10 protein-coding genes are annotated in these 14,396 nt (G+C 68.4%); 1 reads left to right on the top strand and 9 read right to left on the bottom strand.

Annotated features, from left to right (window positions below; genetic code table 11):
- Nucleotides 1-60: 60 nt before the first annotated feature.
- The 9 genes from OG246_RS29795 to OG246_RS29755 all read right to left on the bottom strand — a co-directional run bounded on the left by OG246_RS29795 (nucleotide 61) and on the right by OG246_RS29755 (nucleotide 12,969).
- Nucleotides 61-1,746, bottom strand: coding sequence for an AbfB domain-containing protein (locus OG246_RS29795; RefSeq protein WP_266470081.1), 1,686 nt, complete (start codon nucleotides 1,744-1,746; stop codon nucleotides 61-63).
- A 40-nt stretch (nucleotides 1,747-1,786) separates the two neighbouring features.
- A complete protein-coding gene (locus OG246_RS29790; protein ID WP_266470076.1) occupies nucleotides 1,787-2,731 on the bottom strand; it encodes a glycosyl hydrolase in 945 nt (314 codons plus the stop codon).
- A gap of 54 nt (nucleotides 2,732-2,785) precedes the next feature.
- Nucleotides 2,786-3,757, bottom strand: a complete 972-nt coding sequence (locus OG246_RS29785; protein ID WP_266470075.1) for an aldo/keto reductase — start codon at nucleotides 3,755-3,757, stop codon at nucleotides 2,786-2,788.
- 1 nt (nucleotide 3,758) lies between these two features.
- Nucleotides 3,759-6,038 (bottom strand): alpha-L-arabinofuranosidase C-terminal domain-containing protein, encoded by a 2,280-nt coding sequence (locus tag OG246_RS29780; protein WP_266470073.1) that lies wholly within the window; start codon nucleotides 6,036-6,038, stop codon nucleotides 3,759-3,761.
- On the bottom strand, nucleotides 6,035-8,122 hold the full coding sequence (locus OG246_RS29775) for a TIM-barrel domain-containing protein (RefSeq protein ID WP_266470072.1): 2,088 nt from the start codon (nucleotides 8,120-8,122) through the stop codon (nucleotides 6,035-6,037). The genes OG246_RS29780 and OG246_RS29775 overlap by 4 nt, the downstream gene beginning before the upstream one ends.
- 18 nt (nucleotides 8,123-8,140) lie before the next feature.
- The gene (locus OG246_RS29770) at nucleotides 8,141-9,700 is read right to left on the bottom strand and encodes an alpha-N-arabinofuranosidase (RefSeq protein WP_266470071.1); all 1,560 of its coding nucleotides are present in this window, start codon (nucleotides 9,698-9,700) and stop codon (nucleotides 8,141-8,143) included.
- Nucleotides 9,701-9,791: 91 nt separating this feature from the next.
- Nucleotides 9,792-10,616 carry a carbohydrate ABC transporter permease gene (locus OG246_RS29765; RefSeq protein WP_266470070.1) on the bottom strand — a complete coding sequence of 275 codons (825 nt, stop codon included), beginning with the start codon at nucleotides 10,614-10,616 and terminating at the stop codon, nucleotides 9,792-9,794.
- Nucleotides 10,613-11,638 carry a carbohydrate ABC transporter permease gene (locus tag OG246_RS29760; protein WP_266470068.1) on the bottom strand — a complete coding sequence of 342 codons (1,026 nt, stop codon included), beginning with the start codon at nucleotides 11,636-11,638 and terminating at the stop codon, nucleotides 10,613-10,615. The genes OG246_RS29765 and OG246_RS29760 overlap by 4 nt, the downstream gene beginning before the upstream one ends.
- A gap of 11 nt (nucleotides 11,639-11,649) precedes the next feature.
- Nucleotides 11,650-12,969, bottom strand: a complete 1,320-nt coding sequence (locus OG246_RS29755) for an extracellular solute-binding protein (RefSeq protein ID WP_266470067.1) — start codon at nucleotides 12,967-12,969, stop codon at nucleotides 11,650-11,652.
- A 414-nt stretch (nucleotides 12,970-13,383) separates the two neighbouring features.
- Between OG246_RS29755 and OG246_RS29750 the strand changes: the two genes are divergently transcribed.
- Nucleotides 13,384-14,391 (top strand): LacI family DNA-binding transcriptional regulator, encoded by a 1,008-nt coding sequence (locus tag OG246_RS29750; RefSeq protein WP_266470065.1) that lies wholly within the window; start codon nucleotides 13,384-13,386, stop codon nucleotides 14,389-14,391.
- The last annotated feature ends 5 nt before the right edge of the window (nucleotides 14,392-14,396 follow it).

Raw genomic sequence — 14,396 nt, 5'->3', positions numbered from 1 at the left:
TGGGGGCCGCCGCCCGCGGGGAACTCGGGCGGCGGCTGGATGGTGGGCCGGGTTGTGCGATCAGGCCCAGGCGGTGACGGGGGTGAAGGAGCTGTCGGCCGGGAAGGTGCCGGAGACGAGGTCGTAGGTGTCCACCCACAACTCGTAGTTCCGGTGGCGGATGCAGCGGCCTGGGAAGTTGTGGGACACCAGACGTACCGATCCGCTCGTGGAGCCGGCCAGTGCGTAGAAGGTGGCGTCCTCGTTGAAGGCGTCCGTGCCGTCGCTGGTGCCCAGCTCGACGCGGAAGGCGTAGTGGCGCAGATAGCGGCCGTCCGACGCCCGGAGGGAGTAGCCCGCTGAGTCGGCTAGGCCGGCGACGATCGTGTAGCCGGCCTGCTGCTTGACGGTCGACGAGCTACTGGAGGTGACCTGGGTCAGGGCACCCAGGCTGTCGTTGCCGTACGAGGCGTAGTACGTCGGGTAGTTGACCGACTGGAGGGAGCGGGTCACCCCGGTGGGCAGGGTGGTGCGGGTCTGCTCGGTGGAGGTCAGCTGGGTGAGGCCGAGGTGGTCGTAGCCGCCGCTCGTCGAGCCGTAGTCACCTCCCCCGCCCTCGGGTTCGACGATCTTGGCGAATGCGGCGGTGTTGGGTACGAATAGGCCCCTGCGCACGGCGTAGTGGTTGTACAGCTGCGCCCAGATGGGCCGGACCTGAGCCCGGCTGGCGGTGGACGGCTCGGTGAAGGTCTGCCAGCCCTCCCAGACGCCGGGGGCGCCGTAGTGCCAGGTGTAGTCGGTGAAGGGGACGTCCTCGCCGAGGTTGTAGCGGGCGACGTACTCGATCGCCTTCATGAAGCGGTTGCTGTCGTAGCCGTACAGGTCGTAGCCCTGGTGCCAAGCCATCTCGCAGATGCTGGCCATCAGGCCGATGCCCAGCATGGAGTGCCCCTGGTCGCGGCCGCTCTCCTGCCACTGCGCCAGGCCCTGGTCGTTGTACACATAGGGGATGGCGTTCGCGATGGCGCCCATGCCCGCGCCGGACTGGAAGTACGTGATGGCCTGGTCGATCTTGGCCTGGTCGTCGCAGAGGATGCCGGTGGCCAGGACGCAGGCGATGTTGCACAGGTCCCAGCTGGCCCAGTAGTTGGTGATGTACGCACCGTTGTGGTTGACCAGGAAGTCGTTGCTGAGCGGGTAGAACACGTTCCGCATCAGGTTCTGGAACGCGGTGAGGTCGAAGCCGCTGTAGCCCCGCATGATCTCGGCCGCGTTGGCGAACTCGTAGCCGTAGATGCCCGAGGACAGGAACCGGTCGGCGGAGCCGTCGAGCGTCGTGAGCGTGGACGACCAGGCGTTGAGGATGTCGCGGGCCGCGTTGCCGTGCTCGCCGGCGCCCTGGATCTTCCAGCGCAGCGCGTTCTGGTAGGCGGCTGCGATGTCGTTGTACAGGATGCCGTAGTTCTCCGGGGTGCCGGAGCCCCGGTAGATCGTCGCCTGCGGGTTGGCCGTGTAGGTGGGCAGCGAGTGGGAGTTGGCGATCAGCACGGCCCAGCCGTCCTGCCAGGGCTGGGCGGCTGCGCTGACCTTGGAGGCCATTCGGGTGAAGTCGGCTGCGGTGTGCAGCATTCCGGGGTGGACGACCGCGGCCGAGGCCGGGCTCGCCGTTAACAGCGGGCTGGCGAGGGCTGCGACGCCGACACCGGTGGCGGCTTTCAGTAGGTTGCGACGGGTGGTGCCTTTCGGCTGTGCGGCTCTTTCTGTCACGTCGGGCTCCTTTGCCCTTCGGTGGGGTGTTGCGGATCCGTTAGGACGGCACGTCGCCGCCCCGCAGCGCGGGCGTACGATCCGCCCGCAGACTCAGGCCGAATGCCGCGTCCCGCTCGCAGCACAGCCGGCCGTCTCGCACCGTCAACGGGGCGGCCTGAACGCAGGACCGCTGCCCGTCGGCGGGGTGTGTGAAGTAGAAGAGGTACGCGTCGTCGCCCTGGGAGAGCGCGAAGGCGTGATGGCCGATCGCCTTGTCGCCCGGACGGCTGCCCCTGCCCGCCAGGAGCGGCTCGTCCTGCCGCACCCAGCTGGTCAGGTCGTCGGAACGGTAGACCAACAGCCCGGACCAGAAGTCGGTGACCATCCAGTAACTGCCGTGGTGCGAGAAGACGTTGGGCCCCTCCTGCGCCTGGTCGTCCAGTGCGCGACCGAGGGGCCGCCACGTGAACAGGTCGGGCGAGTCCGCCGCGTGGATCCGGTTGCCGTCGGCCTCGTCCTTGTGCCACATACGCCAGCTCCCGTCGGGCAGTGGCCATACGCAGGCGTCGATGACCCGGTCGCTGGACAGGTCCAGGACCGACTCGAAGCGCCAGTTCAGGAGGTCCTGGGAGGTGTGGTGCAGGATGTGCCGGTCGGCGTCCCAGTCGGTGGGCACTCCGGGGACGTACGAGACGTACATGTGGTAGCTGCCGTCGTGCCAGAGGATCTCCGGTGCCCAGTAGGTGTTGCGGCCCGGCTCGTGGGCCAGGCCCTGGGCGATGCCGCGGTAGGTCCAAGTACGGCCGTCGTCCGCGCTGGTGGCGATGCCGATGTCGGTGCCGTGCACCCAGCCGACGCCCTCGGTGGTGAGGCTCGCCCGGCGGGCGGTGTAGAACATCCACCAGTCGCCGGACTCCCGGTCGCGGATCAGGGTCGGGTCGGCGGCACCGTCGTGGACCGGATCCCGGAAGAGCGGGGCGGCGGGGGCGAGGGGCGAGGTCACTGCTGGGGGCTCCTTCTCGGTTCTGGGCGGGCGGACCGGGGGCGGCGGCGCTTGTCAGGTGTAGAAGTTGCGCTGCCAGCGATGCTTGGCCAGGAGCGCGAACCGCTCGGCGGTCAGTGGCGGTTGGTCTCCGACCGCCGCGTTCCGCTCGACGTTCCTGACGTCGCGCATGCCGACGATGACGCTGGAGACGGCCGTGCCGCCGAGGGCGAAGCGCAGGGCGGTGCCCGCGATCTCGTCCGGTGCGATGCCCAAGTCGTCGACGATCGCGCCGACATGGCGGGCGACCTGGGCGGGCCTGTCGTCGCGGAAGTACCAGTTGCGCCAGTCGTCCTCGGGGAAGGTGACGCCGGGCTTGATCCGTCCGGTCAGGCCGCCCTCGTCCAGGGCGACCCTGGCGATCACGCCGACGCCGTACTCCTGGCAGGCCGGCAACAGGGTGTCCGACGGGGTCTGTTCGAAGATGTTGTAGATGACCTGGACGGTGTCCAGGACTCCGGTGCGGACGAGGGCGAGCGCGTTGTCCGGCTGATGGTCGTTGACGGAGATGCCGAACAGGCCGATCTTTCCCTCGCGTTTGAGGGCCTCGACGGTCTCCAGCCAGTCGCCGCGGCCGGTCCATTCGTCGTGCCACACGTGGAGCTGGAGGAGGTCGATGCGCTCCAGGCCCAGCGCGGCGAGACTGGTCTCCACGCTCTCGCGGAGGTGCGATCCGGGGTAGGCGTCCATGGGGTCGATGCCGCGCGACTCGTGGCCGGCCGGGATCTTCGGTCCCGCCTTGGTCGCCACGAACACCCCGTCGGCGCCCGCCGCCCGCTCGCGCAGGGCACGGCCGATGACGTGCTCACTCCGCCCGTAGCCGCGGGCGGTGTCGATGAGGTTCACGCCGAGGTCGATCGCCCGGTGCAGGGCGCGTACGGACTCGGCCTCCGTCGCACCCTTCCAGGCGTTCTGCCCAATGCCCCAGGCGCCGTAGCCGATCTCCGAGACGGTGATCCCGCTGCGGCCCAGCTCTCTGTAGCGCACGTCAGGCTCCCGTCACCTGGTTGGAGCCCGCCAGGCGGAGGACGGTGAAGGAGCGGGGTGGCACGGCGCAGTCGAAGGCGGCCCCGGCCTCGATGTCCGACGTGTGGGGTGTACTGTCGCGGTCCGTGAACTCACCGGTCAGGACGGTCTTCTTGGCGCGGGTGGGGACGCGGTCTGTCCCGTCGAGACGGATGGCGGCCGTGACTTCGTCCGGAGTCAGGTTGGCGATCTTGACCAGCAGATCGCCGGAAATCGTGTCCCGCATTGTGGAGACGGAGAAGGTCTCGGGCGCGGTCCTGTCGTCCTCGGTCTCGTGGATCAGGACGTCGTCAAGGAAGCAGCGGAGAACCGGCCCGGCGACCTCGACCCGAATGTCGTACCAGCGGCCCGTCTCGATCGGCCCCGGCACCCGGTCGACGTCCTCGACGATGCCGTCGCACACGCGCTGGAGAGTGAGGCCCTGGTTGTGCCAGCCGCCCAGGCTCCAGACGTAGTGGTCGGGCGTGTCCACCGCGCCGAAGCCGATGACGAAGCCCTCCTCCCCCTCGGTCTTGCGCGCCTGGACGTCGAGGACGTAGTCCGATCCACCGCTGGTCACCCGGAGCCCTCGGTACTCGGCCCGGGTGTCGACGGTGCTGAGGCGCACACCACCGCCGCGCAGCGGGTCCGGCGGAGGCGTGGCGGCCGGAGCGCCGGTCACGGTGTGCGGCAGGTACTCGTCCCCGTGGTGGGTGGAGTGCATGCGCTGTACGTGGTAACTCGGTGTCAGCCGTACGTCGGTGCTGTCGAAGTGGACGAGGTCCACGGTCCACTGTGTGTGGCCGGACCTGGCGAGCAAGGGTGCGTACGAGGCCAGGGCCACGATGTCGCCGTTGCGCTCCAGGGCGTTCATGTACGCCGCCTCGGCGAGCGCGTTGAGCAGGGTGTCGCCCTTGGACGCCCACTCGCCGAGGTACACCCTCGGGCCGCCCCGGTCGTAGGCGTCGTACCGGCCGGTGTTCTGGAGGAACCAGCGCGGGCTGAGGTAGGCGTGCTCGTCGACCACCGCGAGATCGAGCTTTCGTGCGAACTCCCAGCCCTCCCGGAAGTCGGCACCGGCCGGGTTCGGCCCTGCCGTGCCGATGACCTTGATGTCCGGATGCCGGTCCGCGAGCGCCGTGTGGAGCATCTCGAACCGCTCCCGGAACGCCGGGGTGATCTCGTCCTCGTTCCCTACGCCGAGGTACTCCAGGCCGAACGGCTCGGGGTGGCCGGCGGCAGCCCGCAGAGCGCCCCACGGGGAGTCGGCGGGCCCGTTGGCGTATTCGACGAGGTCGAGAACATCCTGGACGTACGAGGGCATCTCGTCCATCGGGATGCCCTGTTGGCCGCCCGGGGTGTTCTGGCAGCAGACACCTGCCGCCACCACTGGCAGCGGCTTCGCGCCGATGTCCTCGCAGAACTGGAAGTACTCGAAGTAGCCGAGCCCGGCGGACTGGTGATAGCCCCACAGGTTGGACTGCTGACGTCTCGTTTCGAGCGGGCCGACGGTGTCCTTCCATCGGTACACGTTTCCGAGCCCGAGGCCGTGGGCGACACAACCACCGGGAAAGCGGAGGAACTTGGGCTCCAGGTCCGCGATCGTCTGTGCCATATCGGCGCGCAGACCGTTGCGTCTGCCCCGGAAGGTGTGCTCCGGGAAGAGGGAGATCAGGTCCAGATGGACGGTGCCGGGGGCAGTGGCGAGCACGAGCAGCCGGGCATCGGGGTCGGTCGCGGTGACGGTGAGTACCGCCTCGTGATGTGTCCAGGTGTCCTGCAGCCCGTCGAGCCGGACTTCGTCGTACGTGCCGCCGGAGCCGGTCAACCGGACGACCAGCGAGGTCAGTTCACCCTCCGGCCGTCGAGCGAAGAGACTCAGGGTGTACGAGGCCCCCGCCTGGACCGGGATGCCGTCGAAGCCGTGGTTGAGCAGGCCCACGCCGCCGCCCGGATTGGTCACCTCCACCACCGCGTAGTGGGGGTTGGCCGGATGGAGCGGATCGGCCGTCTCCGTGCGCAACTCGCCGCGTCCGCCGCCGAGTTCCACCGCGTCCCACGCTGCCAGGGAGTGCCACCCGGGCGCGTCCTCGACGGTGTACTCGAAGGAGCGGTTCTGGACGAGCTCGGCGTACAGCCCGCCGTCCGCCGCGTAGTTGATGTCCTCGAAGAAGGCGCCGAACAGATCCGGGCTGATAGGCCGTCCGGCACCGGGGCGCGCGTCGACACGGATCGTCGTACGGGCTGTCGTACGGGTCGTCATCCGGCGCTCCCTGTGAACGCGGCGGCCACGGCGGCGCCTTCGCGGACGAAGACCGGGATGCGCTCCAGTGGCGCCGGCGCCTCCAACGTCGTGCCGCCCTCGTGGAGTTCGCCGGTGACGGAGTCGGTCCAGCGGGCGCCGGCCGGGAGGTAGACCGCGCGTTCCCGGGCGCCCGCCTCGGTGACCGGGGCGACGAGGACGTCGGAGCCGAGCAGGAACTGGTCGTCGACACTCCAGGCGTGTTCGTCGTCCGGGAAGTCGAAGAACAGCGGGCGCATGACGGGGGCGCCGGTGCGGTGCGTGGCCTCGGCGAGTTCCAGCAGGTACGGGCGCAGGCGCTCGCGGAGGTGGAGATGCGCGGACAGGATCGGATACGCCTCCTGTCCGTAGGACCAGACTTCGTTCGGCCCGCCGGTCATGTCTGCTGAGAAAGTGGGCCAGTTGGGCTGTCGGTCGCCGTGCAGCCGCATGACCGGGCTGAAGGTGCCGTACTGGAACCAGCGGACCATGACCTCCTGGTACGCCGGGTCGGTGGGGTCGCCGCCGCCGAAGCCGCCGATGTCCGTGTTCCACCAGGGGATGCCGCTCATCGCGACGTTCAGCCCGGCCCGCACCTGCTGTGCGAGGGACTCGAAGGTGGGGCGGATGTCACCGGACCACAGGGCGGCACCGTAACGCTGGCTGCCGGCCCAGGCGGAGCGGATCAGGCTGAACGGGCGGTCGTCGCCGTCTTCCGCGAGCCCTTCGGCGACGGCCCGGACCTGTGCGAGGCCGTACAGGTTGCCGACCTGGACGCCGGGACCCACCGCGTAGGCCGCGCGGGCGGCCAACTCCGGGGTCAGGTCGGGTTCGCAGGCGTCCAGCCAGAAGGCGGCGACGCCCAACTCGCGGTAGTGCTCGCACAGTTGCTGCCAGAGGTAGCGGCGGGCACCGGGTTCGGTGGAGTCGAGGTAGGCCATCGGCTGATGGCTCCCGCCGTGGCCGCGGGACGGCCAGGGGAAGGTCAGCAGGCCGCCGTGGCGGTCGCCGACGAGAAGTCCCGCGTCGCGCAGAGCGGTGTAGTTGTCGCTTCCGGGCTCCACCGTGGGCCAGACGGACACGGCGAGCTTGACGCCGAGTGCCTCCAACTCCTTGACCATGCCCTCGGGGTCGGGCCAGTCGGTCCGGTCGAAGTCCCAGTCGCCCATGTGGGTCCAGTGGAAGAAGTCGCAGATGATCGTGGCCAGCGGCAGTCCGCGCTGCTTGTACTCCCGTGCCACGGCGAGGAGTTCGTCCTGGGTGCGGTAGCGCAGCTTCGACTGCCAGAAGCCCGTGGCCCAGTCGGGCACCAGAGGTGGATGGCCGGTGACGTCCGCGTACGCCCGCATGATCTCGGCCGGGGTGTCACCTGCCGTGATCCAGTAGTCGAGTTGGCGTGCTTCGTCCGCGACCCAGCGGGTCGTGTCGCCGCCCAGCTCGACCCGGCCCATCGCGGGGTTGTTCCACAGCAAACCGTAGCCGCGGGAGGAGTGCAGGAAGGGGATGGAAACGATGGTGTTGCCCTGGACCAGGTCGATCACCAGCCCCTTCTGGTCGAGGCGGCCGTGCAGATGCTGACCGAGACCGTGGACGCGCTCGTCGTCGTACGCCTCGAAGCTCTGCTCGATGCGGTAGGCACCGTCGCCGAGCGGTGCGAACGTGCGTGGCTCCGGGTACCAGGTGTACGGGCGCTTGTCGGCGAGGAGTTCGCGGCCGGTCGCGGTGTGCAGGAAGCGCAGCTTGCCGTCCTGGTCGGCCTCGACGGTGATACGGCCGTTGACGAGCCGGGCGGTGCCGTCCGGGTGCGCGGTCGCGGTGGCGATGGAGTCGGGCGGAGGGATGTCGAGGGCCCCGGGCAGCGTTTCGTCGATTCCTTCTACGGTGCCGCCCCCGTCGGCGTGGGTGACACTGCTGCCGTCCAGGCTGCGGCCGGCGACCGTGTCGTCCGGGTTCCGGAGTGCTCGGGCACGGACCCGTACCGCGTGCGGGCCCCAGGGTTCGACGACGAGGATCTCGTGCGGGGCGCGCCGTTCCAGAGCGCCGTCCTGGGTGGTGAAGACAGTCATGGATCCGGGGCTTCCTTCTCAACTCTTGGCGGTGGCCGACGCGTTGGCGCTGCCGGTGGCCAGGCGGATGACGTTCCAGGACAGCGGCGGCAACGTGGAGGTCAGTACGTCACCGGTGACAGCACTGGCGTCGGCCGTGCGGGGAGCGACCCGTTCGGGGTCCGTCAGGGTGTTGCGGGCGTCGGGGTCGTCGCCGGTGAGCAGCAGATGCTCGACGACCCGGACGGCGCCGAGACCGCGGAGGTCCACTTCGAGCGGGAGTTCCCGGGCCAGGCTGCGGTTGACGGCGAAGACGGTGATCGTGCCGGCCTGCTCGTCGTGGACGGCCGTGGCATGCAGCAGGTCGACCTCGCCGAAGCGCCCGGTGGTGTGGGTGGGGCTGTCCACCTCGACGCGCAGCACCCGGCCCCGGCCGTACTTCGACGCCTGGGCGAAGGGGAAGAAGGTGGTCTGCCGCCAGGAGGGACCGCCCGGCTCGGTCATGATCGGGGCGATGACGTTGACCAGTTGAGCGAGGGAGGCGGCGGTGACCCGGTCCGCGTGGCGCAGCAGGGCGATCATCAGTGAGCCGACGAGTACCGCGTCGGTGAGCGTGTAGCTGTTCTCCAGGAGCCGTGGAGCCTGCGGCCAGTCGTCCTCGGGACGGGACTCGGGCGGCGACTCGGGCTCGGTGTGCCAGACGTTCCACTCGTCGAAGGAGATCATCATCTTCTTCTGGGACTTGAGTGTGGCGCCCACATGGTCACAGGTGGCGACCGCCGCCTCGATGTACCGCTCCATGTCCACGGCCGAGGCGAGGAACGAGTCGCGGTCGGGGCTCTCACCCTTCATCTCGTAGTAGGCGTGCAGGGAGACGTGGTCGACCTTGTCGTAGCACTCGGTCAGGACCGTCGACTCCCAGGTGCCGAAGGTCGGCATCGCGAAGCTGGAGGAGCCGGCGACGACGAGTTCGAGGCCGGGGTCGATCATCTTCATGAGGTTGGCGGTCTCGCGGGCGACCTGGCCGTATTCCTCCGCGCTCTTGTGTCCGATCTGCCAGGGGCCGTCCACCTCGTTGCCGAGGCACCACATGCGGATGCCGAACGGCTCCTTGTTCCCGTGTGCGGCCCGGAGGTCGGACAGTTCGGTGCCACCGGGGTGGTTCGCGTAGTCGAGGAGCCGGCCGGCGTCCTCCACGCCACGGGTGCCGAGATTGACGGCCATCATCGGCTCGATGTCCGCCTTGGCGCAGAAGCCCATGAACTCGGCGAGGCCGAACTCGTTGGTCTCGGTGGAGCGCCAGGCCGGTTCCAGGCGCCGGGGCCGGCGGTCGACCGGGCCGACGCTGTCCTCCCAGCGGTAGCCCGAGACGAAGTTGCCGCCCGGGTAGCGGACCGTGGTGACGCCGAGTTCGCGGATGAGCGCGAGGACGTCCTCCCGCAGACCGCTCTCGTCGGCGTCGGAGTGTCCGGGCTCGTAGAGACCGCTGTACACGCAGCGGCCCAGATGCTCGACGAAGGAGCCGTACAGCCGTGGATGGACGGTGCCGATGCCGAAGGCGGGGTCGAGGGTGAAACGGGCAGCGGAGGGCGAAGACATGCTGCGTCCTTGGGGATCGATGAGGGGGCCGTTGCTTCAAGTGCCCTTGTTTCAGGCGCTGTTGGTTCACGTGTCCTTGCTTCAGGCGCCGTTACTTCAGGCCCGAGGTGGAGACCCCGGTGACGAAGCCGCGCTGGAGGACGAAGAAGAGCAGGAGGACGGGGAGGATGTAGAGGACCGAGCCCGCCGCCATGAGGTTGTTGATCGGCGCCTGGTTGCTCTCGTTGACGTACTGGGTGGCCACGGCGACGGCCAGTGTGGTGTGGTCCGTGCTCAACAGCAGCGACGGGGCGATGTAGTCGCCCCAGACCCAGGTGAAGGACAGCAGCATGCTGGTGGCGAGCACCGGCCAGGACTGGGGCAGGAAGATCCGCCAGAAGATACGGCCGTAGCCGCATCCGTCGACGATCGCGGCCTCCTCCAGCTCCCGGGGCATGTGGGCGAAGAACTGCCGGAACAGGAAGATCAGGTAGGGCGCTCCGGCCAGTCCCCAGAGAACCCAGGGCCAGTAGGTGTCGATCATCCCGAGCCTGGCGAAGATGATGTAGGTGGGGATGAGGGTGATCATCGCCGGCATCATCATCGTGGACAGCAGGACGCCGAAGACCAGCCGCTTGCCCCGGGCGGCCATGCGGGCGAAACCAAAGCCGGCCCAGGCCGAACTGAGGGTGATCAGCACCGAGTAGATGGTGGCGATGATCAGCGAGTTCCTGGCGTAGCCAAGGTAGTTGAAGAAGGTCAGGGCCTTGGAGAAGTTCCCGAACTGCCATTTCTCGGGCAGCCAGTGCACCGGGTAGGCGGCCATCTCCGAGTTGTCCTTGAAGGCGGTGACGACCAGCCAGCCGAACGGGCTGACGAACAGCGCGACCAGCGCGATGAGAACGAGGTAGAGGCCGGTGCGACGAGCGAGAATCATTTCTTGGTCTCCGGCTCGAAGTTGTAGAACACCGCACCGGAACTCAGCCTGAAGATCAGCGCGGTGACGACGAGGATCACGGCGAACAGCACCCACAGAAGCGCGGACGCGTAGCCGAAGCGGCCGTTGGCGAGATACTGCGCGAACACGTTGATCATGTACAGGTAGTTGCCCTGCGGCACCGAGGTGACCGCGGCGGGGCTCGGGTTCGCGGCGAGCAGCATCGGCATGATGCTCTGCAGTGCGCCGATGACGCCGGTGATGACCTGGAAGAAGATCACGGGCGAAAGGAGCGGGAGGATGATCCGCCGGAACGTCTGCCAGGAGTTCGCACCGTCGATGCGGGCGGCCTCAAGCAGTTCCTTGGGCATGTCCTGCAGACCGGCAAGCGAGATGATCATGGCGTTGCCGCAGCCCCAGAGCGTGAGCATGAGCAGCACGTACCGGGCGTAGGGATCGGCGAGCCAGGTGACCGGGCTTCCGCCGAGGAAGCCGAGGATCCCGTTGGCCGCGCCGGTGTCACGGTCGAAGACCATCTTGAAGGCCATCGCCGCGCCGACCGGCGGGAACACCGCGGGCAGGTAGAGCAGGGTGCGGTAAATGCCCCGTCCCCGAATCGGACGGTTGATCAGCACCGCGAGGGCGAGTCCGGCGATGATGCCGGTCGGCACGACGGCCGCGACGAAGATCCCCGTGCGGACCAGTGTGTCGCGGGTGACCGGGTCCGAGAGCAGTTCCTTGTAGTTGTCCAGGCCGATGAAGTGCGTGTTCGGCGAGATGCCGTCGGAGTCGGTCAGGCTCAGCCACAGCGCGTATCCCAGCGGATACAGAGTCAGGCCCAGAAAGCCGAGCAGCCACGGGGTGACGCTGAGCCAGAAGACCCGCTCCTGCTGGCGACCGCGGGCGCCGAGGCGGACGCGTGGCCGTCCGTCCGTCGGCCGGGAGGGCGGGGGCGGCTTCGCGGGCGCCTCGGCGAGCCGGCTCGTACTCGATTGATCGGTACTCGCCTGATCAGTACTCATGTGACCGGCACTCACTTGATCAGCTTCTTGCCGTTGGCGAGCTGCTTGTTGATCCCCGAATTCAACTGGTCCGCCAGCTTCGTGACGGAGGTGCTGCCCTTGATCGCCCCGGGAGTCAGCTGGTAGATCACGGCGTTCATGGCGTCCATCCGGATGTACGGGGTGAAGGGCAGCACGGAGAAGTAATCCAGCTCCTTGCTCTGCACCGCGTACGCCTCCTTCTGGAAGCCCTCGGTCTTCGGCAGGAGCGGGCGCAGGGACTTGAGCGCGGGGAGGCCGGCGCCGGTCTCGGCGCGCTTCTTGGCGGGCGCGCCGCCCAGGAAGTACTCCATCGCCTGCCAGGCCGCGTCCTTGTTCTTGCCGGCCTTGGGCATCCACAGGCCGGTCCCCGTGTAGCAGGTGCTCATCCGCTTGCCGCCGAGCTGGGGGGCGGGGGCGAAGCGCGCGGTGGCGGCGATCTTCTCGTCGGTGACGATCTGTCCGCCGAACCAGTAGCCCTGGGCCGTGATCGCCATCCGGCCGGCCTGGAACGTGGGCCAGTCCCAGCCGTTGGGGTCCGGGTAGGCGAGAGAGGGGGTGATACGGGACTTCGCCAGGTCGATGTACCAAGCCAGCGCACTCTTGGCCGCGTCGCTTGTGAAGTCGACTTCGGAGTAGTCGTCGTTGAAGAGCTCTCCTCCGGCCTGAGTGGTCATGATCATGAACGTCTCGAAGGTGCCGCCCACGCTCAGCCCGTACGCCTTGGACTTCTTTCCGCTCGCCCCGAGGCGCTTGCCCACGTCGAGCAGCTTGTCGTAGGTCAGCGGCTCGGTCTCGCTGAGGTAGGGCTCGTCGGCCGCGTCGAACAGTGCGGTGTTGTACCAGAGCGTGTAGTTCTGGGAGTAGTCCTTCACCATCCCGTAGCGCGGCCCGCTGCCCTGCTTCTTTCCGTCCCAGCGCCAGATGTCGTTGACCGGATCCAGGTCGGCGGCCTTGAGGACCGTACTCTTGGCGAAATAGTCGTCCAGGTCCTGCGCGACGCTGTGCGAGGCGAGATACGGGGCGTCCGAGCCCTCGGCGCGCACGATGTCGGGTGCGCTGCCGCTGGTGAGCATGGCGGTCAGCCGGGTGAGGTCGTACTTGACCACCTTGAGGGTCATGCCGAGTGTCTTCTCGGCCTGCTTGATCTCGGCGGCCGTGCCCAGCTCGGTACCGCTCGACATGATGGTCAGGGTGGTCTTGCCACCGGAACCGTCCGAGGACACCGAGCCGGCACAGCCCGAGAGCAGACCGCCCGCGGTGGCCGCGGCGGCGACACCGGTGGAGGTCGTGAGGAACCGACGACGTGACATCGGAGCACCAGTTGTGGACCGCATGACTGCTTCCTGCCTTTCCGGCTTCTTCGCAGGATTTCTGTTGACGGGGAGCGGGCACGGCGCGGCCGTGGGGAGGGCGCGTGGAATTCCCGCCTGACTGCGGTGGGGACGGTGGAATCGCGGGCCGTCGAGATCGGCTCCGCCTCACTCGGTGAAGGAACAAAGCTCTGTCACAGCACGGTTTTTGACCGGTCAAATGCCGCTGCGGAGTGACGTTAACTACGTGTGTCGGGAGCGTCAAGAGGTCGCGCACAACCGGTTTCTACTGCCGCCAGGAGGCTCCGAAAGGGGGTACCGGGCACCTTGACCGGTCTCCGAGGCCGCTGCAAGAATCCAGAACACAGGTCGTTTTACCGGTCAAATGAGAGGTGGACCCGCCCCGTGGTCACCATGGCCGACGTCGCGAAGCGCGCCGGCGTCACCAAGCAGACCGTCTCCAACGTGGTCCGAGGGCGCACGGTCGTCAGCCCGGAGACCAGGGCGAGAGTCGAGGCGGCCATCGCTGAACTGGGTTACACACCCAACCTGGTGGCCCGGAGCCTGTCCACGGGCACCACCATGACCATCGGCTTCATCGTGCCGACCATCGCCAACCCCTTCTACTCGGAGGTGGTGGAGGAGGTGGAGATGCTCCTTGAGGAGCGCGGTTATCACCTGTTGCTGGCCACGACCCGGGGTGACGGGGACCGCGCCCGGCGTCAACTGGCCACCCTCTCCAACCGGTCGGTGGACGCGCTCCTGGTGGCCGGCGACTTCGACATCGGCGAACAGCTGTCCCCGCGGAGCGAGTTGGAACTGCCGGTCGTTCTGTGTGCCTGGGAGATCGATCCTCCGGACACGCTGCCCGTGGTCACCATCGACTACGAGAAGGCCGGGTATCTGGCCGGGCGGCACCTCCGGAAGCTCGGGCACCGGCAGCTGGCGGTGATCGCGGACCTCCCGGCACACCGTGTCCGGGTGGCCGGCGTCCGGCGGGCCTTCGCCGAGGACGGGATCGCGGTCCCCGACGATCTGGTGTTCTCCGCCCCGGGAGCGACACCCGAGTCCGGCTACGAGGCGGCGCTGCGAGCCCTGCCGCAGCTGCGTACGACGGACCCCGTGACGGCCGTGTTCACCTCCACCGACGCCATCGCCCTGGGGGTGATGGAAGTCTTCCGGCACCAGGGACTTCGGGTGCCGGAGGACGTCTCGGTCGTCGGCATCGACGACATCCCCCAGGCGGCACACGCCCATCCGCCCCTGACCACCGTGGCTCTGCCGAAGCGTCAGATGGCCAGGGAGGCCACCGAGTTGCTGTGGCGAGGAATCGCCAACAGCAGGCCTGCGGCCCCCTCGCTGACCCTCCTGCGGCCCGAAGTCGTACCCCGCGCGAGCTCAGCACCGCCCGGCATCCACTGACTTCC

It is taken from the genome of Streptomyces sp. NBC_00620 (assembly GCF_026341825.1).
GTDB lineage: Bacteria > Actinomycetota > Actinomycetes > Streptomycetales > Streptomycetaceae > Streptomyces.
Note: the sequence above shows the minus strand (reverse complement) of the source record. Positions and strands in the feature narration are given on the sequence as shown.